We start from the raw sequence: 25,487 nt of genomic DNA, 5'->3' as shown, positions 1-25,487 counted from the left end.
AATGCTAAGAAATCTCTTGGTTCTTTTGAAAAAAAGCAGGTGCAGGAATTGAAGCCCACTTCGGCGTATTATGGTCTATTCTGATGACGATCACCGTCATATCGTCCTCGATGAGCCCCGATCTCGTCCGGATCACCTCTTCCATGATTAAATCTGCGATTTCCTGAGGGTCTTCGGTTTTGAGCGACTTCAACTTCCTTTTCATCCAGAGATCGTGGTTTTCCACATGCCTCGGTCCTTCAAAAATGCCGTCGCTCATCATGATCAAAATGTCACCGGCTTTTAGCTGTTCGCTGACGACGTCAACGTCAAACTCGGAAATAATGCCGATCGGCAAATTGCTCGCCTGGACTTTGATGATTTGATCCGCTCTCTTAATAAAGCTCGGCGTTGAACCGATTTTTAAAAACTTGCAGCTTGCATCCTGGAGGTCGATGATCGATAAATCCAGCGTCGAGTAAATTTCGTCGGTCGTTCTTAACGACAGGATGCTGTTTATCGTCTTAATCGCGACTTTTTCGTCAATGCCCGACTGAAGGATTTTCTCCAGAAGCTTAATCGTCTCATTGCTTTCAAAGTGCGCTCTTGCGCCGTTTCCCATGCCGTCGCTGATGGCCGCGGCATACTTGCCGGCTCCGAGTTCCATCATATTGTAGCTGTCGCCGGAGACAAGGCCGCCGCCTTTTGCCGCATGGGCTGCACCCGTTGTCACGCGGTACGATTTCGCTGAGCCGAAGGCGACATGGCAGTATCCGTTTGGATGGCCGGCACATTGTTCTGCCTTGACGATAATTTGCTCTTCAAGAATATCGGAAAGCATCGGCGCAATGATTTTTTCGCATTCCCCGTGCCCGTTGCAAAACGGAATGCTCATTTCGATGTCAATGTTTCCTTGATCAAGGCAGTAAATTTCAACTTGCTGAATTTCAACGCCGAAATGCTGGAGCGCTTCCCTGATTTGTTCTTCCTGGATGAAATGCTGTTCCCTTTCCCTTTTTATTTCCCGAGAAAAGTCGGCCATCACCTGAGAAACGCCGAGAAGCTGCTCGGCAACAAGCCGCCTGCTGTCATCAACCTTTTGTTTTAAAGCCTGATTGGCTCTAAAATGAGTCAGCTCGTCCTCTATCAACGCTTCAACCTGTTTTGATTTTGAACAGTGCTGGTGAAATTCTTTTTTCAGCTTGCGGTTTTTATAATATTGCTTTTCTTCCGTTTCTTGCATAACCCGCTTCATTAAATCATATGTTTTATCAAAGTTCTGCACCCAGCATTTATTTTTCTTATAGCATGATTGACAGGAATGTTCCGTCACGGCGCTTAAAAACAAATCGATTTCCTTCTCTTTCACTTCATCCTCTGAAACGGTATGGTAAAAGGTAGAAAAACTGTCAGATAAAGCATGAAATACGCTTGAAAACTGATCAACTTTTTGAGCCGTGACATCGCGGATTTTTCTCGCGTATTGCTGCTGCTCCTGCGCATGCTCCGTCGTTCCCGGAATATGCTTGGCCACTTTTTTTGTAATCGACTGGGGTGTTAGCAGAAACAGCCCGATCGCGATCAGCGATTCATACAGCGTCGGTACAAGCTCGGCCGAGCCCCCGCCGTAAAGGGAAATCAGCAAAGAGCCGATCAGCAGGCCGACCGCCGCTCCCGCTTTTTTCCCCTCTTTCAGCAGGCCGCCGAGCAGTCCGGAAAAGGCGAGCAGGCTCATCTGGTATAGGTTTCCGATATTCGAGAGGCTGAGAATCAGCCCGGTCACAACCCCTACTGTACAGCCGATGCTGGCTCCGCCGATAAACGAGAAAGTTAGCACGACATAGCGGGCCAATATCAGTTCAGCCTGCATGCCTTGAAACGAAACCCCCGTAAGCCCGGTGAGAACAGATGCAATTAAAATCATAAAGCAAATGATCTCTTCGATTTTCAATGAATGCTTCGCCCGTTTAGATGTAACGATCGGCAGGCTTTGCAAAAAAATCAGCGTTAAAATAAACGATAATCCGGCTTCGACAAACGCCATAATGTAATGATAGCCTGAGACCGTTCCGTATTGAGCGTAAACAAAGCCGCACCTTGTCAGCGCCATCGCCAAAAAAACGACGACAGGCAATGTCCTGACACGGTCTTTTATAATAAGAGAGGTCATTTTTGAGCATACCGCAAATGATACAAGCGCCGCGAGAACGAACAGGGAATGCTGCGGGGATATGCTTAATGCGCCCGCCAGCAGCGCCAGACATGCCATGAGGGACTTGTCCTTTTTGATCAAAAGCATTGCTCCGAAAAATGGAAGAGCAAAGGGAATCACCTCTGACAAAATGAAGGCTCGTCCCAATAAAAAACCGATGACCATATAAATCAGCCCTTTATAAAAAAAGAGCGAATACAAGTGCTGCATCATGAGCTTTGTCATTTTGCCGAACCATGCATACATTTTTTGAACAAGAGGCCCCGCCATCGGGCTGTTAACTCTTCTTTCCGCTTTTTCCATGCTCTCATCTCCCACTGGATTATTCATTGCTTGCCATTATAACGAAAGATGAAATAGGATTTTGTCAAAAGAAGGTAACGATTCGAAAGAACTCTTCGACGGTTTCTGTAGAAAGCTTCAATCTCTCTTGGTAAGTCGAGTTCATTCTTGCTATTTTGCAGATTCAGCTATCTTTTAAGCAACAAAAAAACCGGTTTCCATGTGAAACCGGTTTTCGCGATGACCCGTACGGGATTCGAACCCGTGTTACCGCCGTGAAAGGGCGGTGTCTTAACCACTTGACCAACGGGCCTTCATAAAAGTAGCGGCGGAGGGGATCGAACCCCCGACCTCACGGGTATGAACCGTACGCTCTAGCCAGCTGAGCTACACCGCCATGTATTCAATTTGTTCTTTTAACGCACAAGTTCTATAATACAAAGGTTTATTCGCTCCGTCAATAGAAAATTGAATAAAATTTTTTCCAAAAAATAAAAAGGCATCCGTTGGGATAAGACGAATGCCTTTCGTTTATATAGAAAGCAGCAAGTTAACCTCTTCTTGCTCCGCGCCCTCCACGTTTTGATTCCGTGTTGCGTTTTAGAGACGATAAGCGATCTTCACTATCTTTCAAGAACTTATTCATTTTCTGTTCAAACGTTTCTTTAGAGCGGAAATCATTTCTAGGTCTTGATTGAGGACGGTCTACAGCCTTTTTGATGGACAAGCCGATCTTTCCATCTTTTTCTACGTTGATGACTTTCACTTCTACTTGATCTCCGACCTTCAGATGATCATTAATGTCCTTCACGTAATTATCGGCGACTTCACTAATATGAACAAGACCTGTTGATCCTCCAGGCAATTCAACAAACGCTCCAAAATTTGTAATACCTGTTACTTTCCCTTGCAACTTGCTGCCAACTTCAATCGACATAAAAAAAGTGCTCCTCCTTAGACTTAAAAAAGATCATTTGTTTAATTATACATAAAGAAAAAATTAAGTGTCAACAAGGCTACTTGCTCTTCTCGTCAAACTTGAAGATGATCTCGCCGTTCTTTGACAGGTAGTAATCCTTTCTGGCAAGCTCAGCGACGTAGTCCTCGTCCTTCAGCTTGACAATCTCATCCTTCAGATCGGATTTTTTTGCTTCCAGCTTATCCAATTCTTTCAAAAGCTGCGCTTTTTTCGCTTCCTTTGCATTGATATCGGACGCCTGCGACCATAGCGACCCGGCAAACACGATCGCCGCCAGCAGCACGACAGCTCCAAACACCGTCAACCGTCTGTATAGACCGCGTCTTTTTCTTTTTAAATACTGCTGTTTCCGTTCCATTTGTTCTTTATACTCATTCTGTATCTGAGATATATTGCGTTTCTTAAAATCGTTCAATATCAGACGGCCTCCCTTCACTTTTTCGAAAATTTCGTTTTGATTGTTATGAATAGTTTCTTTCCTTTTTTGAAAATTCCTGCTCCCTTTTGAAAAAAGCGCTTCAATGCCTGCCTAATGCGGACAGGAAGGAGCCTGAAGCATTGGCGGATAATAAAATAGAGCGGGTAACCGGCAATTTTTATAATCTTATATAAACATACCGCAAAAAATCGAAAAAGAACATAGATATATTTCAACGTTAACAGAACAATCGCAAAAATGGCATGAATCGTCCACACTACGGGACGGAACAGCATCATCTGCATCATTTTTGTGAGCATTCTGTAGATGAAGACGAAGAACGCGATCGTCCATTCCAGGATTTTGATGTAGACTCGCTTAAAAAGGCTTTGATATGCGGCAAAACCTAAAAGGACGGCTAAAAAAATATAGGTGCGGAATTCGCCTTCATTCACGCTAAGGAGAACGTAGAAAAACAGGAGACCTTGTACCATCCAAAACAGCAGGTCGTGAATGAACAAGAGCCACCTTGCCGTTTTCGGGCGAACCACAAAACGAGTGTAAGTATCAAGGGAAGCGCCCAGCCATGTCCCCATTCCGGCCATGGCCAGCATCGTGTAGAACTGTGTGGTCAGCGTCATTTAAACAACTTGCTAAAAAATCCTTTAGCTTTCTCCCCTTGCTGCTCATCCAAATAGACGAGATCAAGCACTCTTCCTTTAATGGAAACAACGCCTTTTTCTACATCCAGATTCTTCATCTGTAAGTTTTCGCCTCTGACCGCAAGCATCCCCATGACGGTATCAAGCAAAAACTCCTCATTGTCAAAACTCTCGACCTGTTTGACACCGGAAATATCTAACAGCTTGCGGCCTTTCATCATCACGTTATGTTCAGGAACAGATGACCCGCCGGAAGGGTTGTGCTGATCGTAATATAAACTCATCGATTCATCCCCCATATCCTCATACTTAGATTCGTTACTGCATTGTATGAGAGAGGGGATTTTTTTAGAACAAGCCTATTCTCCTCCGAGTTTTTCCTCTTTCAGCACGGTGTACATATTTGCCGCTTCTTCCTTTTTCGTCGTATCCTTCAATTCATTTACTTTAACGGTTACAAGTTTCTGGCCGAAGCGGACCTCTAGCTCGTCTCCTTCTTTTACGTCAGTGCTCGCTTTCGCCTGGTGGCCGTTGATCGTGATCCTGCCCTGATCAGCCACTTCTTTTGCCAGTGTGCGCCTTTTAATCAGTCTTGATACTTTGAGAAATTTGTCAAGCCTCATGGCTATCATCCCCTTTCCATGTCTTTCGCTTTATTCCAAAGTTCGTCCATTTCCTCCAGCGTCATGCTTTCAAGATCTTTATCGGAACGCTTGGCCGATTGTTCAATATACGTGAACCGTCTGTAAAACTTGGAGTTGGTCATCGCAAGCGCTTCTTCGGGTTCAATTTTATAGTAGCGGCCGATGTTGACGAGGGCAAATAAAAGGTCGCCGAATTCTTCCTTCATTTTCTCGCTGTGAGATTCGGCTTCGGACACTTCGAAAGAAAATTCTTTCATTTCTTCATTGACTTTGTTCCACATATCTTTCACGTCAGACCAGTCAAACCCGACCTTAGCGGCCTTTTTCTGAAGCTGGTTTGCTCTTGAGAGAGCCGGCAGCGGCTTCGGAATGCCGTCAAGAATCGATTTTTCAACTTCCTGTTTTTCTTGTTTTTTAATCTCTTCCCAGTTCGCCATGACGTCAGCCTCATTGCGTACAGAGATATCTCCGAAGACATGCGGATGTCTTCTGATCATTTTTTCGGTAATGCCGAAAATAACATCGTCGATGGTAAAAAGGCCGTCGTCTTCTCCAATCTGCGCATGGAGAAGAACTTGCAGCAGGACATCTCCGAGTTCTTCAGCGAGATGGTCCGGATCATCTTCATCGATCGCTTCAAGCACTTCATAGCATTCTTCTATTAAGTATTTTTTCAGCGATTGGTGAGTTTGTTTCCGGTCCCAAGGACAGCCCTCAGGCCCGCGCAATTCCCGGATAACGCGGCGGAAAGCCGAAAATTCTTGATACAGCAAAGCTTCGTCTTTGACGGGCGGAACATAAACGCTCGTCAAATTGGTGATGCCGACACTCCTATCCAGCTCATAAAGAGGCACCCTTCGGATCTCTTCCATGCTGCTTCCGGCCGCCGTTACAATGACGACTTCATAATCGACGGGAAGCTTCTCCATCAATGTAAGCTTCACCTCCGAAGCCGTCATTTGATCATAGACCTGGCAAATGATCAAATGATGCCGAAGCTCGATTTCGTCTGCCGAAAATCCGACGGCGTCAACGAATTGGAATCCTTCGATCGGGTCGATCTTCAGGGCGTTGAACGTCGCATCAAGAAAACTGTGGCCCCCCTCCACCGCTACCTCAACCTGATGAAGATGTTGTTTATCAAGCAAAAGCTGAACGGTTTTTTCGGCTACAAACGGATGTCCCGGCACGGCGTAAAGCACGTCCTGGTGCTGCGCCTCCCGAAAAAGCGCCTCAGCGATTTCCTCGTACACCTCTTCAAATTGGTCGTGCTTTTCATACACATCATCAAAGAAATGAATCTTCGGTATTTCGTTTTTCAACTCTTCTATTAAAGGATGGTCTTTCGTCCTGACATAAAGCGTCTCTGCCCGGGTAAGACGTTTGTAAACGCCGAGGGTTAACTGGTTCATGTCGCCCGCCCCGAGGCCGATAACGGTTATTTTACCTGCCATGTTCGCCGCCCCTTTCTTTTTTTATCTCAACAGCTTGCTTACAAAAGGCACAAGCTCAAGTTCTTTCTCCGTAAACACGCGACATTTTAAGATGCTGAACAAATAGGCTCCCCCGCCGATGAAAACGGCAGTCATGCTTTCAACCGCCGATACCCATCTGCTTTCTTGCGGGATCACTGCTTCAAACGCGTACAGCCAAATCAATAATACGGCAGACATGATCAAGGCGGAGACGGCCATTCCGGCAATTCTATAAACCGAAAGCTTGAACAGGCCCTTCCTGTTCAGACGGAAAAGGTTGAGTCCCGCAACAGCTGCAAACGACATCACAGTCGCTGATGCTGCTCCGGAGATCCCGAAGGCGGGAATCAGCATCACATTCAGAACAGCCTTGAGGAAAAATCCTGATAAAACGGAGGCAGCCGGAAAAAAGGTATCTCCGAGACCCTGCAAAACGGCGGTTATCGTCATGGCAAGCGATGCAAAAAAGATCGACACGCTGAAGATTTGAAGCGACGCCGTTCCCTCGCTGTTTTTAAACAGCATGGTGTTCACCGGTTCCAAAATGCAAATGAGACCTGCCGCTGCCCCGATTCCGATGACCAGGCTCATTTTTAAGGAATACCGCGTTTTTTCCCGAACTTCCGTCATCTCCTGCTGTTTCTTCGCTTTCGTAAGGGACGGGACGAGAGCCGTCGAAATGCTCGCCGCAAAAACGGTTCCAAGCTGCAGGAGCGGCTGTCCCCTGTCATAAACGCCTTTTGTGTGCTTCGCCTCAACCTCACCGATGCCTTGACCGGCAAGCAGGGAATATAAGTTCAGCGCATCTACAAGCTGGATGAGAATCATCATAAGACTTGTGACACAGATGGCGACCGTATACAGGCAAAGCTGTTTTAAAATGGCCGTCGTGCTGATACCGGCCCGTACGTCAGGCAGATTCCTTTCCCCCTTGACCCAAAACACCGCCAATATCAAAAACGCCGTAAGGCCTCCGACCAGAGATCCAAAGGCAGCCCCGGCACCGGCGTCATATAAAGAATGGCCATTCTTGATCAGCCACCATGTAAAATAGAGAATCGCAGCAACACGGAACATTTGTTCTCCGATTTGAGAAAATGCCGTCGGCAGCATGAGCTCGTTTCCTTGAAAATATCCCCGGAATAAAGAGACGAACGGAAGCAGCAAATATGAATACGAGACGGCGCGAATAACCTCGGCGAGGCCTGGATCGCCCATCAGACCGGCAATTCCTTTCGCTCCGTTAAAAAGGAGAAGAAAAAAGCTAATGCCGACGACGGATATAAACAGCATGGATACGCGAAGAATTTTTGTTTGGCTTCCTGCTCCAAAATCATTCAAAAGCTTCGAGATAATAACGGGAAAGCCTGATGTCGCAAGCATTACCGAAATCCCAATCATCGGATACACTTGCTGAAAAATATAAAAACCGACATCTCCCACTATGTTTTGAAATGGCACTCTGTAGACAGCGCTCAATATTTTCGATAGAATTCCCGCCAATGATAACACAAAGGCGCCTTGCCAAAGCCGTCTGCTTTGGACGTTTGAAAAGCTCATCTGCAAGCTCCTTTCAATGTGTTTCTCTTTAGAAAAACACAACGAAACGAGCTTATTATACCACATCCCGCATTATTCACCTTTAATTAAAAAAAGAACAGCCCGAAGGTGTGCTGTTCCAGTTGGTTGTTTCGGCATTCCGCTTTATCAGGAATGACAAAGGAAAAGGAATGAGACCTATTGTTCCATTTGGCGCGCTAAAAAACCTGCGGCAGTTTCAACTGCCTTATGTTCCACTTCACCAATCGACTGGTCTTTTGAAAAAATGACAACGGCTCCGATCGGATCACCGTTCGCAACGATCGGACCAATTGTATATGAAGCGACTTCCTCGTCAATCCCATCAATAAGCTGAATCGTTTTCGCATCCCCTTCCAGGACAGAGTTGCGCTGATCCATTGCTTTTTCAACCATATCGCTGATCGATTTATTTAAATAGTCTTTTTTAGAGCTTCCTGACACAGCAATAAACACATCCCTGTCGCAAATCAAGACGGAATGGCCCATGCTGTCATAAAGGGCGTCTGCGTACTCCTTCGCAAAATCTCCAAGTTCGCTGATAGGAGAATATTTTTTTAAAATAACCTCGCCATCGCGGTCGACAAAAATCTCCAGAGGGTCTCCTTCGCGAATGCGTAGTGTTCTTCTTATTTCTTTGGGAATGACGACCCGCCCCAAATCATCAATTCGACGTACGATACCAGTTGCTTTCATCTGTGCTGCCTCTCTTTCATTTGATGATATATCTGGTGGATAAAACAGAGCTGTGTATTTACTAACACTCTCCACTCTTGATTGATTTTAGTATCCGTCACATCAAATGTAATATACGTGAGAAACAACAAATTTTTACGATGAAGCGATCGTTTGTTTCTTGACGTTTTCCAGTCCTTTGAGAATATCCAGCAATGTTTCGAGCCATTCTTCCGGCTTGCGGTTTTTAACTTGTATCGAGATTTTCAGCTTTTTGCCTTCCATCCCGAGGCCGATCTGCCTGCCGTATTTGCTGCCAAGCTCAAACAGCTTTTGTCCGTCAATCTCGGCGCTCGCCTTCTCGTCGATCGTCAGTCTGACGGCGTCTTTATCCTGTTTGATCAGCTCGACGCGCTCTTTTATGGCGTATACTTTCATTTCCGCGATGGCAAATAAATATTCAACTTCCTTCGGATATTCGCCAAAGCGGTCGATCATTTCATCTTGAAGCTCATCTTTTTCTTCAATCGTTCCAATGGCTCTGAAGCGTTTATACATATCTATTTTCTGCTTGCCGTCCGTGACATACGATTGCGGAATATAGGCGTCAAGCTCCAAATCGATTTCCGGCTCAAAGCGTTCGATTTGCGCCGTGTCTCCCTTGCGCGCTTCGATCGCTTCCTTGAGCATTTGCGAGTATAAATCAAAGCCGACGGAATCAATGAAGCCGTGCTGCTGTGCACCGAGCAGGTTTCCGGCTCCGCGGATCGTCAAGTCGCGCATGGCGATTTTAAAGCCTGATCCAAGTTCTGTAAATTCTTTAATAGCCTGAAGCCTTTTTTCCGCCACTTCGGTCAGAACTTTGTCTTTTCGATACGTAAAGTAAGCATATGCGACCCGGTTGGAGCGTCCGACGCGTCCCCTTAGCTGATAAAGCTGTGAAAGCCCCATTTTGTCGGCGTCATGCACGATCAACGTATTGACGTTCGGAATATCGACGCCTGTCTCGATAATCGTCGTACTGACGAGAACATCGGATTCTCCCTCTAAAAAGTTGAGCATGACGGATTCGAGTTCATTTTCCGTCATTTTGCCGTGGGCATACGTCACCTTTGCATCAGGGACAAGCATCGAAATTTCCTCTGCTTTTCTTTCGATGTCCTCGACGCGGTTGTACAGAAAGTATACCTGTCCTCCCCTGGCAAGCTCGCGCTCGATCGCTTCCCTTACCAAGGCGCCGTTGTATTCGACAACATACGTCTGAACAGGAAAACGGTTTTCCGGAGGCGTTTCGATGACCGACAAATCCCTGACGCCGAGCATGGACATATGAAGGGTTCTCGGTATCGGTGTCGCCGTTAAAGTCAAAACGTCGACATTCGCTTTAATCCGTTTGATTTTTTCTTTATGCGTAACACCGAACCTTTGTTCCTCATCAATGATGAGCAAACCGAGATCCTTGTACACGACATCCTTTGATAAAAGCCTGTGGGTTCCGATCACGATATCGACCGTGCCGTTTTTCAAGCCTTTGATCGTTTCAGACGATTCTTTCCGCGTGCGGAAGCGGCTGAGCAGGCCGATTGTGACCGGATAATCTTGAAAACGCTCCAATATCGTTTCATAATGCTGCTGGGCTAAAATCGTGGTCGGCACAAGGATGGCAACCTGCTTGCCGTCAGCGACTGCTTTAAAAGCGGCTCTGATGGCCACCTCCGTCTTGCCGTAGCCGACATCGCCGCAAAGCAGCCGATCCATCGGGCGTTCTCTTTCCATATCTTTTTTAATTTCGTGAATCGATCTGAGCTGATCCTCAGTTTCCTGATAAGGAAAAGCCGCTTCAAATTCGCGCTGCATTTCGTGATCGGGAGAAAACGCGTATCCTTTGCTCGCTTCCCGCTCTGCATAAAGCTTGATCAAGTCGTCAGCGATATCTTGAACGGACGATTCCACCTTTTTCTTGACCCGCTTCCACTCGCTTCCTCCCAATTTGTACAGCTTTGGTTCTTTTCCTTCCGAACCGACGTATTTCTGCACCTGGTCAATTTGATCGACAGGCACGTAAAGCTTATCGCTTCCCTGGTAGTGAATATTTAAATAATCCTTGTGGATTCCGTTGATTTCAAGCGTTTCAATACCCAGATATTTACCGATTCCGTGGTTGACGTGAACGACATAGTCGCCGATTTGCAGCTCCGAGTAGCTCTTAATTCTCTCCGCATTCGTCATTTTTTGTTTGCGCGCTTGCTTTTTCACGCGCTTTTTAAAGAGTTCTTCCTCCGTGATGACGGCAAGCTTCATCAATGGAAGCTCGAAGCCCGTTTGTAGGCCGCCTTCCATGATATAAATCTGGCCTTGTGCGAGCGCTGTATTTTCATCGGCTTGGGCAGCTTCTATCTCATAATCTTCCAGGACGGATGCAAGTTTTTCGGCGCGTTCCCGGCTGTCCCCGAGAAAAACTGTCGTATATTTGGATTTTTTAAACCGTTCGATCTCGTTTTTGAGCACATTCATCTGCCCGTGAAAACTTTGCATTTGTTTGCTGGAAACATTCACGATGTTTTGCGGGCTTGTATGCTGAACATGCCTTAAAAACAGCGAATAGTACAAAATCGGGCGGGGCTGTTTTGCCATGAGGCTGTGAAAAGGAAATGACATTGAGATGTCATGAAGAATCTTGCCTTCTTCAAGAAGGCTCGTGATCCATTCGGCCTCTTCCTTTTGCAGCTGTTCTTCCATTTCGTGAATGCGGCTGACTTCGTCTAAAATAAGCAATGTATGAGACGGAAAATAATCTAGCAAACTAGCAGGCTTTTCATAGAAATACGAAAGGTATTTAACCATTTCCTGGCCGATGTTGCCTTCTGTAAGCCGTTCTTTATCCTCCTCGATGTTTTGATTGAGGATTTCTTTTTGTTTATCAAGCTTCAGCTTTTTCAGGCTGTCAGCAAGGCCTTTTTCCAGCTTCTCGAGAGCCCGTTTCCGGTCTTCTTCACGCACGATCAATTCTTTGGCGGGGCCGATCGTCACCTCATCGCGCGTTTCCAACGAACGCTGGTCATCTGAGCTGAACGTACGGATGGAATCGATCTCGGTATCAAACAGCTCAATCCGGATCGGATTGTCCTCAGTCAATGAATACACGTCGATAATGCCCCCGCGAATACTGAATTCACCAGGAGCAGCCACCATATCGGTACGTTCGTATCCGATTTGGACAAGGGTTTGAATGAGCTTTTCCGGATCGATGTCCCGCCCCGTTTTTAAGTGAATCTGGCTGCTTTTCCATATGTCCACAGGGGGCAGCATTCTTCTGACGGCAGCCGCCGGTGCAACAACGATCGGCGTTTCACCGCTTGAAAGCCTATTCAAAACGTCCAGCCTTTGTGAACGCAGTTCAGGGCTCGCAACCGCAATTTCGGATGAGATTAATTCATTGACAGGATATAAAAGGACAGACTGATCTTTTATCAGTCCTGTTAAATCGTCTGTGATTTTTTGAGCTTGATAAAGGTTATGCGTAATCAAAAATAACGGACGGTTTGTTTCTTTTGAAAAAGCGGCTGTAAATAATGACCGTGCAGATCCGGAGAGCCCCGCAAGCAGCTGTTCTTTCAGCCCTTCGTTCAAACCGTTGACGATGGATTTAAAATCATCGCTTTTTGTAATAAAGGATTGAATATTATTCAAATGAGCCCCTCCTCTCTTCCTCAAATAGAAAAATGCTTTGGTCTAGTTTCTACACCAAAGCTTTTTATTGAATAAACGACTGATATTGATGATAATCCGGATTTCTTTCTAACGCTTCCTGACAATCTTCACATATCGTCTTTACGTGTAAATCCCCATTATCCATATAAGAAATCATATCGTTTCTTTCCTCATTTGTTAAGTGGTCAAAACCCAATTGTTTGCTGTTGACGTAAGAATGGTCAAGACTTCCTACTTTAACGCCGCAATGGCGGCAGTAATAATGCAAAGCCATACAGGAACCTCCAATAACCAGTCTTTTTAAGACTAGTATGATCCGTTCCCGTTCGGCTTATACCTTTGCGTTATATTCATTCATAACTTCCAAAAAAGGTTTTTCCAAAGAAGCTTCACAGGCCTTAACCGTTTTTTGAACGGCTTCCCGAATGGCCGGCTCCTCTTCGTCCGTAAAAGCGCCGAGGACATAATCGACGATTTTCATTCCGTTTACAGGACGGCCGATCCCGACTCTGATCCTGTTAAAATCAGATGTCCCAAGATGCTGAATCATCGATTTAATCCCGTTGTGCCCTCCGGCGCTTCCTTTTGTCCTGAGACGGATTTTTCCGGTTGGAAGATCCAAATCATCATAAATCACTTTCATATTTTCAATCGGGACCTCATAGTAGTCCAAAAGAGGCCTCAAACATTCTCCCGATAAGTTCATATATGTAAGCGGCTTAACAAGTAGAACCTTTTTGCCGGAAACAAATCCGATTCCGTACTGTCCGTGAAATTTTGTTTTATCAAGGGCAATATCCCATTCCTTTGAAAGCTCGTCAATCGCCATGAAACCGACGTTGTGTCTCGTATTTTCGTACGTTTTACCCGGGTTGCCCAAACCTGCAAACACAAGCATTCTATTTCCTCCCTTAATCAAAACCCTTCCTCACCAGCCATGAGGGGGAGCGTCCTTAATTCCCCTCATTCTAGCACAAAAGACGTAACCGCGGGAGGATTACGTCTTAAGCATTTATTCATTTTTTTCCTCTTCATTGCTTTCTTCTGGTTCCTCAACTTCCTGGGCTGCTGATTCGGCTTCTGTTTCCTCTTGCTTTTGAGGAGGGAGTATGGATGCGACGACTTCATCCGGTTCATGGTTGAATGAATAATCGCCTGCCGGCCTGATATCGCCGACAGTTAATACATCGTTCACTTCAAGGTGTGAAATGTCCGCTTCAATGGCTTGGGGAATGTTCTGCGGCTTGGCTGTAACAGACAGCTCGTAAAGCGGCTGCTGAAGGACGCCTCCCTGCTTGATTCCTTCAGCTTCTCCCGTCAGATTCACGGGAACGGCTGCTTCCATTTCGGCTTCCATATCAACCACCTTGAAATCGGCATGGACAATCGAATCTTTCAACGGATCCGTCTGAACTTCAGTCACCATGACCGGGTACTGCTCACCGTTTACATCCAGATTGATAATCGTGTTTTTTCCCTCATCGCGCAAAATTTTTAAAAGCTTGACACTATCCAGCGAAACAGACTTGTTCTCTAAATCTTTTCCGTATACGACACCCGGCACAAATCCCGACAGCCGGATCTTTCTTAAAGAAGAGCGCTTGGAGCCTGTTCTTTCTTCCGCTTTTAAGATTGCCATATCCAGCACCATCCTATCGTAAGATTGGTTTTTCTAAAACCATACCCATAACGACAAAACTTTAAACCAGAATCAGCAAATTAATCGAACAGGAAGCTGACAGATTGCTTCTCGTGTACGCGGATGATCGCTTCTGCGAGCAGCGGAGCAACGGAAAGCTGCTTGAATTTCTCGATTTTCTTTTCTTCCGGAAGCTCGATGCTGTTTGTCACGACAAGCTCTTTAATTTTGGAGTTTTTGATTCTTTCAATCGCCGGACCTGAAAGGACGGGATGCGTGCAGCAGGCGTATACTTCGGATGCGCCGCTTTCGACAAGCGCATTTGCCGCAAGCGTGATCGTTCCTGCTGTATCGATGATATCATCGATTAAAATAGCGGTTTTTCCTTCAATATGTCCGATGATGTTCATGACTTCAGCCACATTCGGCTTCGGACGGCGTTTGTCGATAATTGCGATCGGCGCTTTGAGACGGTCGGCCAGCTTGCGCGCCCGCGTAACCCCGCCGTGGTCAGGAGATACGATAACAATATCATTCAAATTTTTCTGTTCAAAATAACTTCCTAAAATCGGAACACCCATTAAATGATCAATCGGTATATCAAAGAAACCTTGAATTTGCGGGGCATGCAAATCAAGTGCGATCACCCGGGTAGCGCCGGCTGTTTCAAGCAGATTCGCCACCAGCTTAGCAGTGATCGGCTCACGGGCCCGCGCTTTTCTGTCCTGACGGGCATAGCCGTAATAAGGCATCACGATATTAATCGTTTTAGCGGACGCGCGTTTCAATGCATCAACCATAATCAACAGCTCCATGATATTCTCGTTAACCGGAGCGCTCGTCGATTGAATGACATAGCAGTCACAGCCGCGGATGCTCTCTTCGATATTGATTTGCACTTCACCGTCGCTAAAACGTTTAACAGAACACTTTCCCAGCTCTACTCCGACGATCTCCGCGATTTCGGCCGCAAGATCCGGATTTGAGTTTAAAGAAAAAATCTTCAAATTGTCGTCTTCATATTGATTAGACATGGTAAACCTCCGATTTTAGGATTATTTTTTGTGTATATTCTTAACGTAGTCTTCCTTGTTGACCTGTCTTGCCCTGGCAATAGACAAAGCTTGGCCTGGTACATCGTCGGTAATGGTGGAACCGGCTGCCACGTAGGCGCCCTTGCCGATCGTAACAGGTGCAATCAGATTTGAGTTGCAGCCGACAAAAGCACCGTCTTCAACCTTAGTCACGAACTTATTTTTCCCATCATAATTAACGGTAATCGAACCGCAGCCAAGATTCACATCCGAACCAATTTCCGCATCCCCTATGTAGCTTAAATGAGAGGCTTTGCTTCGATCTCCGAATTCAGCTTTCTTCACTTCTACGAAATTTCCGATTCTGACCTCATTGCCGATTTTCGAATCAGGTCTGATATGGGCAAACGGGCCGATCGTTACGTCGTCGCCGATTTCGCTGTCTACAACCACGGATTGTTTAATGACCGTCCTGCTGCCGATCGTACTGTTTTCCAGCTCGCAGTTTTGGCCGATAACCGTATCCTCGCCGATCACCACCCGGCCTTTGATGACGGTTCCAGGATAAATGACCGTATCCCGGCCGATGACGGCCTCCGGAGAAATATACGTGTTATCGGGGTCGATTAAGCTCACGCCATTTTGCATATGGCGTTTATTAATGCGCTGCTTCATGTACTTTTCAGCTTGAGAAAGAGCGACTCTGTCGTTGACTCCGAGCGTTTCTTGGAAGTTATCAGTCTGATAAGCGGCAACAGTTTCACCTTGATTTTTGAGGATTTCAATAACGTCAGGAAGGTAGTATTCCCCTTGGACATTGTCATTGGACACCTGCTCGATCGTCCGGAAAAGAGCTTCATTATCAAAACAGTAGGTGCCTGTGTTGATTTCTTTGACAAGCCGTTCCTCATCTGTCGCATCTTTATGCTCGACAATTTTCGCAACATCTCCGTTTTCATTGCGGATGATCCGCCCGTAGCCTGTCGGATCCTCTGCAATCGCCGTTAAAATGGTCACCTTTGCCCCTTTTTCCTGATGCTCCCGGAGCATGGCTTCCATTGTTTCAGCCGTTAACAGCGGCGTATCCCCGCAAATCACGATCGTCGTTCCTTTTTCGCCGGCAAGAATCGATTTGGCCTGCTTCACAGCGTGCGCCGTGCCGAGCTGTTCAGCCTGAAGAGCGTACTCGCTCTTTTCCCCGAGCTGCTTTTTGACATCTTCCGCGCCGTGCCCGACAATTGTGACAAGTTTGGCCAATGATAGCTTAAGAGCTTCATCGACTACATGCTCGACCATCGGCTTTCCGCAAACAGGATGAAGAACTTTATACAACTTTGATTTCATTCTTGTTCCTTGACCAGCTGCTAATACAACTGCAAACCGCTTATCCATTTATTGGCCTCCATTATCCCTATTATCCATAGAAAAATATATCTTAAATATGAGTTGATTTCAAGCAAGCCCAAATGAGAAATCAGCAAATTGCCCAGACAAATTATGGATGATTTTGATCATATTTGGAACCCGCCTGCTGTGCGTCATATGCCCCGCAGTTTCCGTTCCTGGGCCGCTCTTGTCGGAATGCCGATATTCGCCTGTTCTTTTTCCCCATTTACTGATATATGCTGCAATCAACCATATATTGTCATTTTGTTATCATACCATCATTTTTTTTGCAAAATAAAAAGGGCTTCCATAAGCCCTCTTTTTAAGAAGCTCCAGCTTCTTCATATTCTATTTCCTCAACTTCACCTAAACGGTGATATTCATTTAACACCGCGTCCTGAATTTTTCCGCGGGTGCTTGAGTTGATTGGATGAGCGATATCACGAAACTCTCCATCAGGTGTACGCTTACTTGGCATCGCAACGAAAAGACCATTGTTTCCATCAATTACACGAATGTCATGGACTACAAATTCGTGATCCAGCGTGATGGATGCAATCGCTCTCATGCGACCATCGGTATTCACGCGGCGTAATCTTACGTCGGTAACTTCCACAGTAGTTCACCACCTTTTCCCAATATAAAAACATTAGTTTAACTATTCAACGGTTTTTTTTGTTTTCCTGCATATTTAAAAATATTTTTGCAATATTGGAATAAAAACACACAGAATTGTCAAATACCAAACAAAAAAAGTTGATCTTGTAAACCAAAATCATCTTTTTAAAAAAAATCCTATTTCACAAAGGCAATAACTTCTATTTCAACGAGCGCATCTTTCGGCAGCCGAGCCACCTCAACGCATGACCGCGCCGGTTTATGCGTATCGAAATACTGGCCGTACACCTCGTTAACCTCTGCAAATTGATTCATATCCGCCAAAAACACTGTCGCTTTTACGACTGTTTCAAGCGAAGCTCCCGCTTCCTTTAGGACGGCTTTTAAATTGCGGAACACCTGGTGCGTCTGTTCGGTAATATCCCCGTTTACCATTTCGCCGGACGGAGTCAAAGGAATTTGCCCTGAGCTGTAAAACATGTTATTGACAATAATCCCCTGCGAATACGGTCCGATTGCTTCCGGCGCGTCTTTTGTCTGAACAACTTTTGTCATCTCAAACTCCCCATTCTTTATTCATTTTCTTTAAAAAACGCTTTAAAATTTCCGTTTTGGATTTCGACGTTTTTTTCCTTCATATCGATTTCCGAAAGGGTAAGAAGTGACATATATTCGTCAACCAGCCGTTCCTTTACTCCCTGAGCCTCCACGAGGACTCCGATTCCCGCTACATGCGCATTGAATTCATCCAGCAAATTGATCATGCCGTTGATCGTTCCGCCCGCTTTCATAAAATCGTCTATGATTAAAACGTGCGATCCCGACTGCAGGCTGCGCTTTGCAAGCGACATCGTCTGTATGCGATTGGATGAACCTGAGGCATAGTTGATGCTGACCGTTGACCCTTCAGTCACTTTATTATCCTTCCTGACGACAACGGTCGGCACGTCCAAATAGCTGGCGACCGCGTACGCCAGGGGAATTCCTTTCGTTGCCACAGTCATGACGACATCGATTTCCCTGTCTGAAAAAGCGGAAGCAAAAATTTTGCCGACCTTCGTCAACACGGACGGCTTTCCGAGAATATCCGTCAAATATAAATAGCCCCCGGGCAAAATACGTTCCGAATCAATCAATGACTTCCCGAGTGCACTGATAAATTCCTCCGCCTCCTCAAGCCTTACCTTCGGAATATATTTAACGCCTCCGGCCGCCCCGGGAACCGTCTGCAACGTTCCGATTCCCTGCTGCTCAAAGGTTTGCTTAATAATGGTTAAATCTTCACTAATTGACGATTTTGCAGATTGATACCGTTCTGAAAAGAAGGTTAATGGCACTAAGACATGCGGATGGGTCAACAAATAATTCGTCAGATCTACCAATCTGCCGCTTCGACGAAACTTCATGCACTTACCTCCAAAATCCGAATATTTCTAAAAATAATATAACTTAACATACGGATTTAATCAAGGTCATTTTGTTCCCCGATCATTCGCACAGCATATACCTGATCGCAAAACCCTCTTAACCCGTTATATATACGTTGCACTTTTGATTCATACTGAACAAGCCCAAACACTGTCGGACCGCTTCCGCTCATCAATACCGCATCCGCTCCGAAGCGCTTCATTTGGTTTTTAATCATTGCGACTTCAGGATGCATATTTAATGTAACCGATTCAAGCACATTCCCGAGTTTTTCACACATCTTATGAAAATTTTTCTCCTCAATGGCCGAAATCATACCTTGCACATCCGGATGTTCGATATTGTCAATCTTGAGCTGCCTGTACACTTCTGCGGTCGATACGCCGATCGTCGGTTTTGCAAGCAAGACCCAGCAATGCGGCGGCGTTTCAATGTGGCGGATCTTCTCTCCCCTTCCCGTTGCAAGAGCAGTCCCCCCATGAACGCAAAACGATACATCTGATCCGATCTCTGCGCCGAGATCAGCGAGTTCATTCACGGAAAGCTTCATATTCCACAGGCGGTTTAAGCCTCTCAGGACGGCAGCTGCGTCGCTGCTTCCGCCCGCAAGCCCCGCAGCTACCGGAATGACCTTCGTGATCAAAATTGAAACGCCTTTTTTAATGCCGTATCGTTTTTTCATCAGCATGGCCGCCTGATAAGCAAGGTTCCTCTGGTCATCCGGAACAAACCGGTTGTGGGAGGCAACCGTAACCTTATCCTCTGATAGCTCCGATAGCTCGACCCGATCTGCGAGGTCAATCGTCGTCATGACCATTTTCACTTCATGGTAACCATCAGGACGCTTGCCGAGGACGTCGAGCGACAAATTGATTTTTGCCGGCGCCTTTTCTAAAATACGCAATCCAAATTCACCTACTTCTCCATCTAAACATAAGTATCCACATTGTAACATATTTTATAGTACAGGACGTACAAATGCACGTAGAGCGGCAAGGTTCGGACGTTTATAAAAAAAACGGAGGACGGCAGCGTCCTCCATTGTCACCCGTTTTATCGATTCTGTTGATTTTGAGCGATATGCTGTTCGGCTAATTCAATGGCCCGCTTTACCATGTTTCCGGCGTCTCTGGCCCGAATCGCTCCCCAGCCTTCGTTTTTTACAGTATCGTAAAACCCAAGATCTTTTGCCAATTCATATTTGAATTCCTCTGACATGATGCTTCGACGTCTGCCCATGCGAAACAGCCCCTTTCAAGTATCATACCATTAGCAGAACCTTCATCAAACGAGTGACATTTATAGCTTTGCTTCTTCCCCGTCAGATCTTTCCCGAAAAATATTGGATAAAAAAAGGCAAAACAAAAAGCAGTAAACATAATGTCTACTGCTTATTAAAGGGCTACTGAGCCCGTTTTGTCGTCAGAAAACCTTAATTCGACGGTCTCAGTAAGAATATCCGCATAACTGTATGAAACTCTCTCGAACGAATTCTCGTCCTGATCTAGTTGTATCACAAAAACAGAAGGGTACGTCTCAGCTAAAATGCCCGAACGCTCAATCGTTTTTCGGCGGCCTCCGTTTGCTTTTAACGTAAGCCTTTTTCCTAAATGTCCATCAAGCGATCTTTTAATATCGGACAACGTTTTCGCCATTGCATCCACCTCACTACATTCAGTATACTACAACAGCCCATTTTTGTCAAATAAAATTTAAATTATATCAACGTTTATGAGCTATTGTCAATAAAATAATTGTGAAAATTGTACGCCAACTTTCCCCTATTTTTCTCATTTTTCGTTTATTTATGTATGTTTTTTAAAAATAAGGCGATAATTTGACAAAAACCCGCCAAAATCGGGCGGGTTTAATCGGCTGCTTTCGTTTTATACGGCATTCCAATTCGCAAAACGCCCCGGGTTTCAATGCCTCCGAGCCCTTTCTCCCTCGTCAGCGTATTTCTGAGCACTTCCCAGACGTTAATTCGGTCCATAAAAGGAGTGAAGCTGATTTTTGCGACAATATAGACCGGATCAAGCGCGTGAATGTTAACTCTTGACGGTGAGCTTGCAAAATTGGCCCCTGCCTTGATCAATGATTCAAAATGGGACTGGCACGCCCCGGCAAAAATCACGAGCTGGTCGAGATGGGGGATTTTTTTTCTTGCTTTTTGAACGGTTTCGATAAAATCCTTTGAATGCCTGTAGGCATCCAAATTGTTGATGTCCCCTTTTTGTTTCGAATACGCGTCATGCCCCGTGATAACCAATAAATCCGGCCGGTACTCGTCAAGAAGCTCCTCAATGACGGCTGACATTTTCTTTTCATAACAATGGATGCCGTATACGGGAACCCCGATTTTTTCATACAACGTAAGGCACTTCTTTAAATAAGCCGAATCCCCGTCTAAATGTAGGACTCTTCCCGGCATATGAAAATACTGCTGTTGGTGGCTGTATTGATTTGTTGCACGGTATTCGTGTTTTTCGCGCAGCAGCTTATAATCCTGACGGAGCAAGTCGAGGGATTCCTTCATTTTTGTTTCTTCTTCCTGTTTTCTCATCAGGCGCTCAGCCTCGCGGACAATCTCCAGATCCGTTAAATGCGCGTCAGCGATTAACCTCACTTCATCCCCGTGCAAAACGGCTATCGGTTCTCCCTTTGCCGATTGATCGATTCGTATGATTCGAAATAAAATATCTCTTCGATAAGATTTTCTCACTACCATATCGCCTATTTTAAACTGCATGCTTTTCACTCCACACATAGACTAAGCCCTATTTAAACAATTGACAGACATTATAAAGGTGCTTCTTTAGCCTATGTATTTCGAGGTCAAGTGGTGAACAGATGGCAAGCTGCCACATGCCCATGAAAAAAAGCCTTTCTTTTACAGAAAGGCTTTAGACAAGCGGTCGGAAAGCACGGCAAATTCCTCAATACTAAGCGATTCTCCGCGCCTCTTCCCGTCAATCTGCGAATCCCGCAGCGCTTTTTCAATGTCCGCTTTCTTCTCCTTGCCGTTCGGCAAGTTATTGAAGAGATTGTTTAAAAGCGTTTTGCGGCGCTGGGCAAAGCTCGCCCTGACGACCTGAAAGAAAAACGACTCATCCTTGACCGCTACAGCCGGAGCTTCTCTCAGCGTCAGCTTGATGACGGCGGAATCCACATTCGGCTGGGGAACGAAAACCGTCTTCGGTACTCCCATGACCGTTTTCGGCTCAGTATAAAATTGAACCGCGATGGAAAGCGAGCCGTATTCTTTTGATGAAGGCTTTGCAGCCATCCGGTCTGCCACCTCTTTTTGAAGCATGACAACGATGCCTTTAAGCGGCAGATTTTCTTCCAAAAACTTCATAATAATAGGGGTCGTCACATAATACGGCAAATTGGCGACAACCATCACTTCATCACAGTCCTGAAACTGCTCGTCCATCACGGCTTTAACATCGGCTTTAAGGACGTCCTGATGGATCACAGTCACATTGTCATAAGGCGCCAACGTATCCTTTAAAATGGGCAGAAGCCTTTGGTCAATTTCAAAAGCCGCCACTTTCTTCGCGCGCTTTGCCAATTGCTCGGTCAAAGCTCCGATTCCCGGACCGATTTCAATCACGCCCGTACGCTCCGTCACTCCGGCGTGGTCGACGATTCTGTCCAGGATATTCGTATCAATTAAAAAATTCTGTCCCAGGCTTTTTTTAAAAGAAAATCCGTATTTATCGAGGATTTCTTTTGTCCTTTTGGGGGTGGCGATGTCTTTATTCATTCTTTTCCTCCCGCAGCACAGCATCCAGAGCGCTAAAATAATCGCTTTTTTTAATTTGAAACATCTGCAGACGCTTTTGAAGCTGCTTTCCGTTTGTATATCCAATATTTAAAATCTCACCGAGCCGCTCCCGTCTTTTTTTGGCAAGAGGGCCGCCGATCAAACCGGCTTCGATTAAATCGCGGGCTTCGATTTCCGGCTCAGTCGGTTCCATTTCCTCCTGAACGGTCTTCAGGCAGGCTCTGATGCTTTCAACCGATGCATGCTCAACGCCGATTCCCCGCTTGTTTTTAGGCTTTGCCAAATCTTTCGGCAAAAATGCATGCTTACATCCGGGCACTTTTTCAGCGATCGTTTTTCTGATTTTTTCACCCGGAAAATCGGGATCCGTTAAAATAATAACGCCCCGCGTTTTTTGAGCGAGCTGAATTCGTTTTATCACATCTTCCCCGATGGCGGAACCGTTCGTTTCAATTGTGTCCGCATCAACAGCGGACTTGACCTTTGCTGTATCGTCACGTCCTTCGACAACGATGATTTCCTTAATCTTCATTTCTTCCTCCGCAAGTTGAAAAACATTTTTAAAAAAACTGAAACCTTTTTGTAATAAAACCGTCTAATTGATTAGAAAACAAGATGGATCTATTATAACCAAAAAAACAGAGGGCGCAAAATCCCTCTGCTTACAAACAGAATAATAAATATATATTTAGTTCAGAACCTTAATTTTAACTTTTTTGCTTCCCCACCGGTAAGCTGCAGACTTGTTCGGAAAGAACACGTCGATTTTGCGGCCTTTGATTGCCGAACCTGTATCGGCAGCAATCGCATAGCCGTATCCTTCCACATGGACTTTAGTGCCCAATGGAATAAAGCGCGGATCCACCGCAATGACCTTGGAGCCCGGATTGTTCTTTAAATTGACACCCGTTGCCGTGTGTCCCGAGCAGCCGCTGCAGCTTGCTGTATACGCTGTTGAAGACACGTAGAACTCTTTTCCAGAGGCTTCATTGCCGCGCGATACATTTGCGCTCACTTGCGCTACGGTTTTTTTCTTCGTGCCGACGGCGATGATTTTGGCTTTGCTTTCTTTTGCTGTTTCCTCTTTAATCAATTCCCTGGAAACTTCTTTGCCGTTTTTCTTCACAACGGCATAGTGCTTTTTAAGCTTGCCGTGTTTGCCTTGCTGAACCACCTTTTCCGTGCCTTTTTCCAAAGATGCATCCTCTTTCTTCCGCACGTCAAAAGGAATGTCCTCTTCCACTACATCGGTGACCTTTTTGATACGAGTAATGTGAATATCCGCCTGATCCTTCGTCAGCTTTTCATCCAGCGCAGGCTTGACTTCATCCTCGCCCTTTATGCTGATCTTATGATGTCTTAAAAAGTCAGCGACAGTAGTCGAAGTTGTCCATATGTCTTTATTTTTGCCGGCATCCTTTACAGTCACTTTAAAAGCTCTTTGCAAAGTCAGCTTCATGTCTTTTTTTATCTCTTTATCAACTGAGGGATCAATTTGATCATGTTCCGCCAACTCTAGATTTAACTCTTTAAGAAGTTTGCCGACCGTTCCCGCTGTCGTCCACACTTGCTTTTCCTCACCGTCCATCGTCAAAAGGACCGGTTTGGCAGCAAAGTATTCAACATTCATGTTGCTCGTGATTTTTGTATCTTCAGCGGGAGAGATGTGATCTTCTTTCCTCGTTTCGATGTTTAAGCTTTTCATCAGCTCACCTACCGTTTTCGCATGCGTCCGTACGCTCTGCTTTTTCCCGTTAATTGAAATCGAGACCGGCTGTTTTGTGAGCTCATTTGCTCCGTAAGCGGTTCCTGTGCCTGCCACCAGCAGTCCGGCAGCAATCAGAACCCCTCTGCTTCTGCTAAGCTTTACGGAAAACAGCTTTTTCATTTTTTGTATGATGAAAAACGCCTCCTTCTCCTCGGGGAGATTATATAGAGTATCTACAAGCCTGTCAACCCTCCTCCCTTTTTAACCGCAAGCCGCCATTACTTTTATTATGGGAAAACAACCTCATAAAAGAAAGAAAGACTTGTCGACAAAGATATCCTATGAGTGTAAACAGACATGTAGAACTTCTAAGAATCAACTCCCGAAAAGACAAGCTTGCGCAAAGATTGACATCAAATGCTGTCAGCTGATGCCGAAAAGTTTTTTTGCATTTTCGGTGGTAATGGCAGCCACTTCTTCATACGTCATTCCTTTTAACTCTGCGATCTGTTCCGCGACCAGTTTTACGTAGCTTGGTTCATTCCGCTTTCCTCTGAAAGGATGCGGCGTCAGATACGGGCAATCCGTCTCGATCAGAAGTCGGTCATTTGGTACTTGCTTGACGACTTCTTTCGGTTTTTTTGCATTTTTAAATGTGACCGGACCGCCGAAAGATAGGTAGAAATTCATATTGATGCATTCTTTCGCCACCTCGGCGCTGCCTGTAAAGCAATGCATGATTCCGCCGACTTCCTCGGCCCCTTCTTCCCGCAAAATCGTGACGACGTCCTCAGTCGCATCCCGGTTGTGGATCACAATCGGAAGGCCAACTTCCTTTGCCAAAGCAATTTGCTTGCGGAACACTTCTTTTTGAACGTCTTTCGGCGACTTATCCCAGTGGTAATCGAGGCCCATTTCGCCAATTGCCACGACTTTCTCATGGGAAGAAAGCTCTTTAATCCATGCAAGGTCCTCATCGGTCATGTCGATTGCATCAACCGGATGCCATCCGATTGCCGCGTAAATAAAGTCATATGTCTCAATCAGTTCCATGGCCCGCTTGATCGTTGGACGGTCAAAGCCTACAACGACGATATTCTCGACCTTTTCTTCCTTTGCCCGGGCGATGACATCTTCCAAATCCTCGTTAAACTGCTCTGCGTTTAAATGTGCGTGTGTATCAAATAACATAAAACATGCCACCCTTTTCGTATGTATTGTCGATAAAAACAAAAGGTGTTCGACGAAATGTTACACGTGAAACACCTT

General features: G+C 45.6%; 25 protein-coding genes, 2 tRNA genes and 1 pseudogene. All 28 read right to left on the bottom strand.

Annotated features, from left to right (window positions below):
* Positions 1-4: 4 nt before the first annotated feature.
* The 28 genes and pseudogenes from spoIIE to NSQ39_RS00280 all read right to left on the bottom strand — a co-directional run bounded on the left by spoIIE (position 5) and on the right by NSQ39_RS00280 (position 25,409).
* Positions 5-2,494 (bottom strand): stage II sporulation protein E, encoded by a 2,490-nt coding sequence (spoIIE, locus tag NSQ39_RS00415; protein WP_046131803.1) that lies wholly within the window; start codon positions 2,492-2,494, stop codon positions 5-7.
* A gap of 220 nt (positions 2,495-2,714) precedes the next feature.
* Positions 2,715-2,786, bottom strand: a tRNA-Glu gene (locus tag NSQ39_RS00410).
* 10 nt (positions 2,787-2,796) lie between these two features.
* A tRNA-Met gene (locus tag NSQ39_RS00405) sits at positions 2,797-2,870 on the bottom strand.
* Between the two features lie 153 nt (positions 2,871-3,023).
* Positions 3,024-3,410 carry a S1 domain-containing RNA-binding protein gene (locus NSQ39_RS00400; RefSeq protein WP_006640405.1) on the bottom strand — a complete coding sequence of 129 codons (387 nt, stop codon included), beginning with the start codon at positions 3,408-3,410 and terminating at the stop codon, positions 3,024-3,026.
* 79 nt (positions 3,411-3,489) lie between these two features.
* Positions 3,490-3,867 carry an FtsB family cell division protein gene (locus tag NSQ39_RS00395; protein WP_046131802.1) on the bottom strand — a complete coding sequence of 126 codons (378 nt, stop codon included), beginning with the start codon at positions 3,865-3,867 and terminating at the stop codon, positions 3,490-3,492.
* A 17-nt stretch (positions 3,868-3,884) separates the two neighbouring features.
* Positions 3,885-4,511, bottom strand: a complete 627-nt coding sequence (gene yabQ, locus NSQ39_RS00390; RefSeq protein ID WP_046131801.1) for a spore cortex biosynthesis protein YabQ — start codon at positions 4,509-4,511, stop codon at positions 3,885-3,887.
* Positions 4,508-4,816, bottom strand: coding sequence for a sporulation protein YabP (gene yabP / locus NSQ39_RS00385; RefSeq protein WP_046131800.1), 309 nt, complete (start codon positions 4,814-4,816; stop codon positions 4,508-4,510). Before yabP ends, yabQ begins: the two co-directional genes overlap by 4 nt.
* A gap of 75 nt (positions 4,817-4,891) precedes the next feature.
* Positions 4,892-5,155, bottom strand: coding sequence for an RNA-binding S4 domain-containing protein (locus tag NSQ39_RS00380; RefSeq protein ID WP_046131799.1), 264 nt, complete (start codon positions 5,153-5,155; stop codon positions 4,892-4,894).
* A gap of 5 nt (positions 5,156-5,160) precedes the next feature.
* A complete protein-coding gene (gene mazG / locus NSQ39_RS00375) occupies positions 5,161-6,630 on the bottom strand; it encodes a nucleoside triphosphate pyrophosphohydrolase (protein ID WP_175077181.1) in 1,470 nt (489 codons plus the stop codon).
* Positions 6,631-6,651: 21 nt separating this feature from the next.
* Complete coding sequence (locus NSQ39_RS00370) at positions 6,652-8,211, bottom strand: putative polysaccharide biosynthesis protein (protein ID WP_175077180.1); 1,560 nt, start codon at positions 8,209-8,211, stop codon at positions 6,652-6,654.
* A gap of 177 nt (positions 8,212-8,388) precedes the next feature.
* Positions 8,389-8,925, bottom strand: a complete 537-nt coding sequence (gene spoVT / locus NSQ39_RS00365) for a stage V sporulation protein T (RefSeq protein ID WP_046131796.1) — start codon at positions 8,923-8,925, stop codon at positions 8,389-8,391.
* Positions 8,926-9,060: 135 nt separating this feature from the next.
* Positions 9,061-12,594, bottom strand: a complete 3,534-nt coding sequence (gene mfd, locus NSQ39_RS00360; protein ID WP_046131795.1) for a transcription-repair coupling factor — start codon at positions 12,592-12,594, stop codon at positions 9,061-9,063.
* Between the two features lie 64 nt (positions 12,595-12,658).
* A complete protein-coding gene (locus NSQ39_RS00355) occupies positions 12,659-12,889 on the bottom strand; it encodes an anti-sigma-F factor Fin family protein (protein ID WP_048355889.1) in 231 nt (76 codons plus the stop codon).
* Between the two features lie 57 nt (positions 12,890-12,946).
* Complete coding sequence (gene pth, locus NSQ39_RS00350) at positions 12,947-13,513, bottom strand: aminoacyl-tRNA hydrolase (RefSeq protein WP_046131793.1); 567 nt, start codon at positions 13,511-13,513, stop codon at positions 12,947-12,949.
* 114 nt (positions 13,514-13,627) lie between these two features.
* Positions 13,628-14,254 carry a 50S ribosomal protein L25/general stress protein Ctc gene (locus tag NSQ39_RS00345; protein WP_046131792.1) on the bottom strand — a complete coding sequence of 209 codons (627 nt, stop codon included), beginning with the start codon at positions 14,252-14,254 and terminating at the stop codon, positions 13,628-13,630.
* An 80-nt stretch (positions 14,255-14,334) separates the two neighbouring features.
* Complete coding sequence (locus tag NSQ39_RS00340) at positions 14,335-15,288, bottom strand: ribose-phosphate diphosphokinase (protein WP_046131791.1); 954 nt, start codon at positions 15,286-15,288, stop codon at positions 14,335-14,337.
* Between the two features lie 21 nt (positions 15,289-15,309).
* Entirely contained in the window at positions 15,310-16,680 is a 1,371-nt protein-coding gene (gene glmU, locus NSQ39_RS00335) for a bifunctional UDP-N-acetylglucosamine diphosphorylase/glucosamine-1-phosphate N-acetyltransferase GlmU (protein ID WP_175077179.1), read from the bottom strand.
* Positions 16,681-16,996: 316 nt separating this feature from the next.
* A complete protein-coding gene (spoVG, locus tag NSQ39_RS00330) occupies positions 16,997-17,290 on the bottom strand; it encodes a septation regulator SpoVG (protein WP_006640390.1) in 294 nt (97 codons plus the stop codon).
* A 179-nt stretch (positions 17,291-17,469) separates the two neighbouring features.
* Positions 17,470-17,847: a 2-iminobutanoate/2-iminopropanoate deaminase gene (gene ridA / locus NSQ39_RS00325; protein WP_175077178.1), complete on the bottom strand. Its 378-nt coding sequence runs from the start codon at positions 17,845-17,847 to the stop codon at positions 17,470-17,472.
* Positions 17,848-18,698, bottom strand: a pseudogene (purR, locus tag NSQ39_RS00320) (pur operon repressor); the annotation flags it as partial.
* Between the two features lie 56 nt (positions 18,699-18,754).
* Complete coding sequence (gene ispE / locus NSQ39_RS00315) at positions 18,755-19,624, bottom strand: 4-(cytidine 5'-diphospho)-2-C-methyl-D-erythritol kinase (RefSeq protein ID WP_046131787.1); 870 nt, start codon at positions 19,622-19,624, stop codon at positions 18,755-18,757.
* 149 nt (positions 19,625-19,773) lie between these two features.
* Positions 19,774-19,959 (bottom strand): small, acid-soluble spore protein, alpha/beta type, encoded by a 186-nt coding sequence (locus NSQ39_RS00310; RefSeq protein WP_175077177.1) that lies wholly within the window; start codon positions 19,957-19,959, stop codon positions 19,774-19,776.
* A gap of 155 nt (positions 19,960-20,114) precedes the next feature.
* Positions 20,115-20,375, bottom strand: a complete 261-nt coding sequence (gene veg, locus NSQ39_RS00305) for a biofilm formation stimulator Veg (protein ID WP_046131785.1) — start codon at positions 20,373-20,375, stop codon at positions 20,115-20,117.
* A gap of 212 nt (positions 20,376-20,587) precedes the next feature.
* The gene (gene yabG, locus NSQ39_RS00300) at positions 20,588-21,469 is read right to left on the bottom strand and encodes a sporulation peptidase YabG (RefSeq protein ID WP_046131784.1); all 882 of its coding nucleotides are present in this window, start codon (positions 21,467-21,469) and stop codon (positions 20,588-20,590) included.
* Positions 21,470-21,610: 141 nt separating this feature from the next.
* Positions 21,611-22,489, bottom strand: coding sequence for a 16S rRNA (adenine(1518)-N(6)/adenine(1519)-N(6))-dimethyltransferase RsmA (gene rsmA, locus NSQ39_RS00295; RefSeq protein ID WP_341013947.1), 879 nt, complete (start codon positions 22,487-22,489; stop codon positions 21,611-21,613).
* A complete protein-coding gene (gene rnmV / locus NSQ39_RS00290; RefSeq protein ID WP_175077175.1) occupies positions 22,482-23,042 on the bottom strand; it encodes a ribonuclease M5 in 561 nt (186 codons plus the stop codon). The genes rsmA and rnmV overlap by 8 nt, the downstream gene beginning before the upstream one ends.
* Before the next feature lie 156 nt (positions 23,043-23,198).
* On the bottom strand, positions 23,199-24,398 hold the full coding sequence (locus tag NSQ39_RS00285) for a G5 and 3D domain-containing protein (protein WP_175077174.1): 1,200 nt from the start codon (positions 24,396-24,398) through the stop codon (positions 23,199-23,201).
* A gap of 243 nt (positions 24,399-24,641) precedes the next feature.
* Entirely contained in the window at positions 24,642-25,409 is a 768-nt protein-coding gene (locus NSQ39_RS00280; protein WP_175077173.1) for a TatD family hydrolase, read from the bottom strand.
* Positions 25,410-25,487: the final 78 nt, after the last annotated feature.

It is taken from the genome of Bacillus sp. FSL W8-0848 (assembly GCF_038007805.1).
Taxonomy (GTDB): domain Bacteria; phylum Bacillota; class Bacilli; order Bacillales; family Bacillaceae; genus Bacillus; species Bacillus glycinifermentans.
This window is presented reverse-complemented; position numbering and strand designations above follow the sequence as displayed.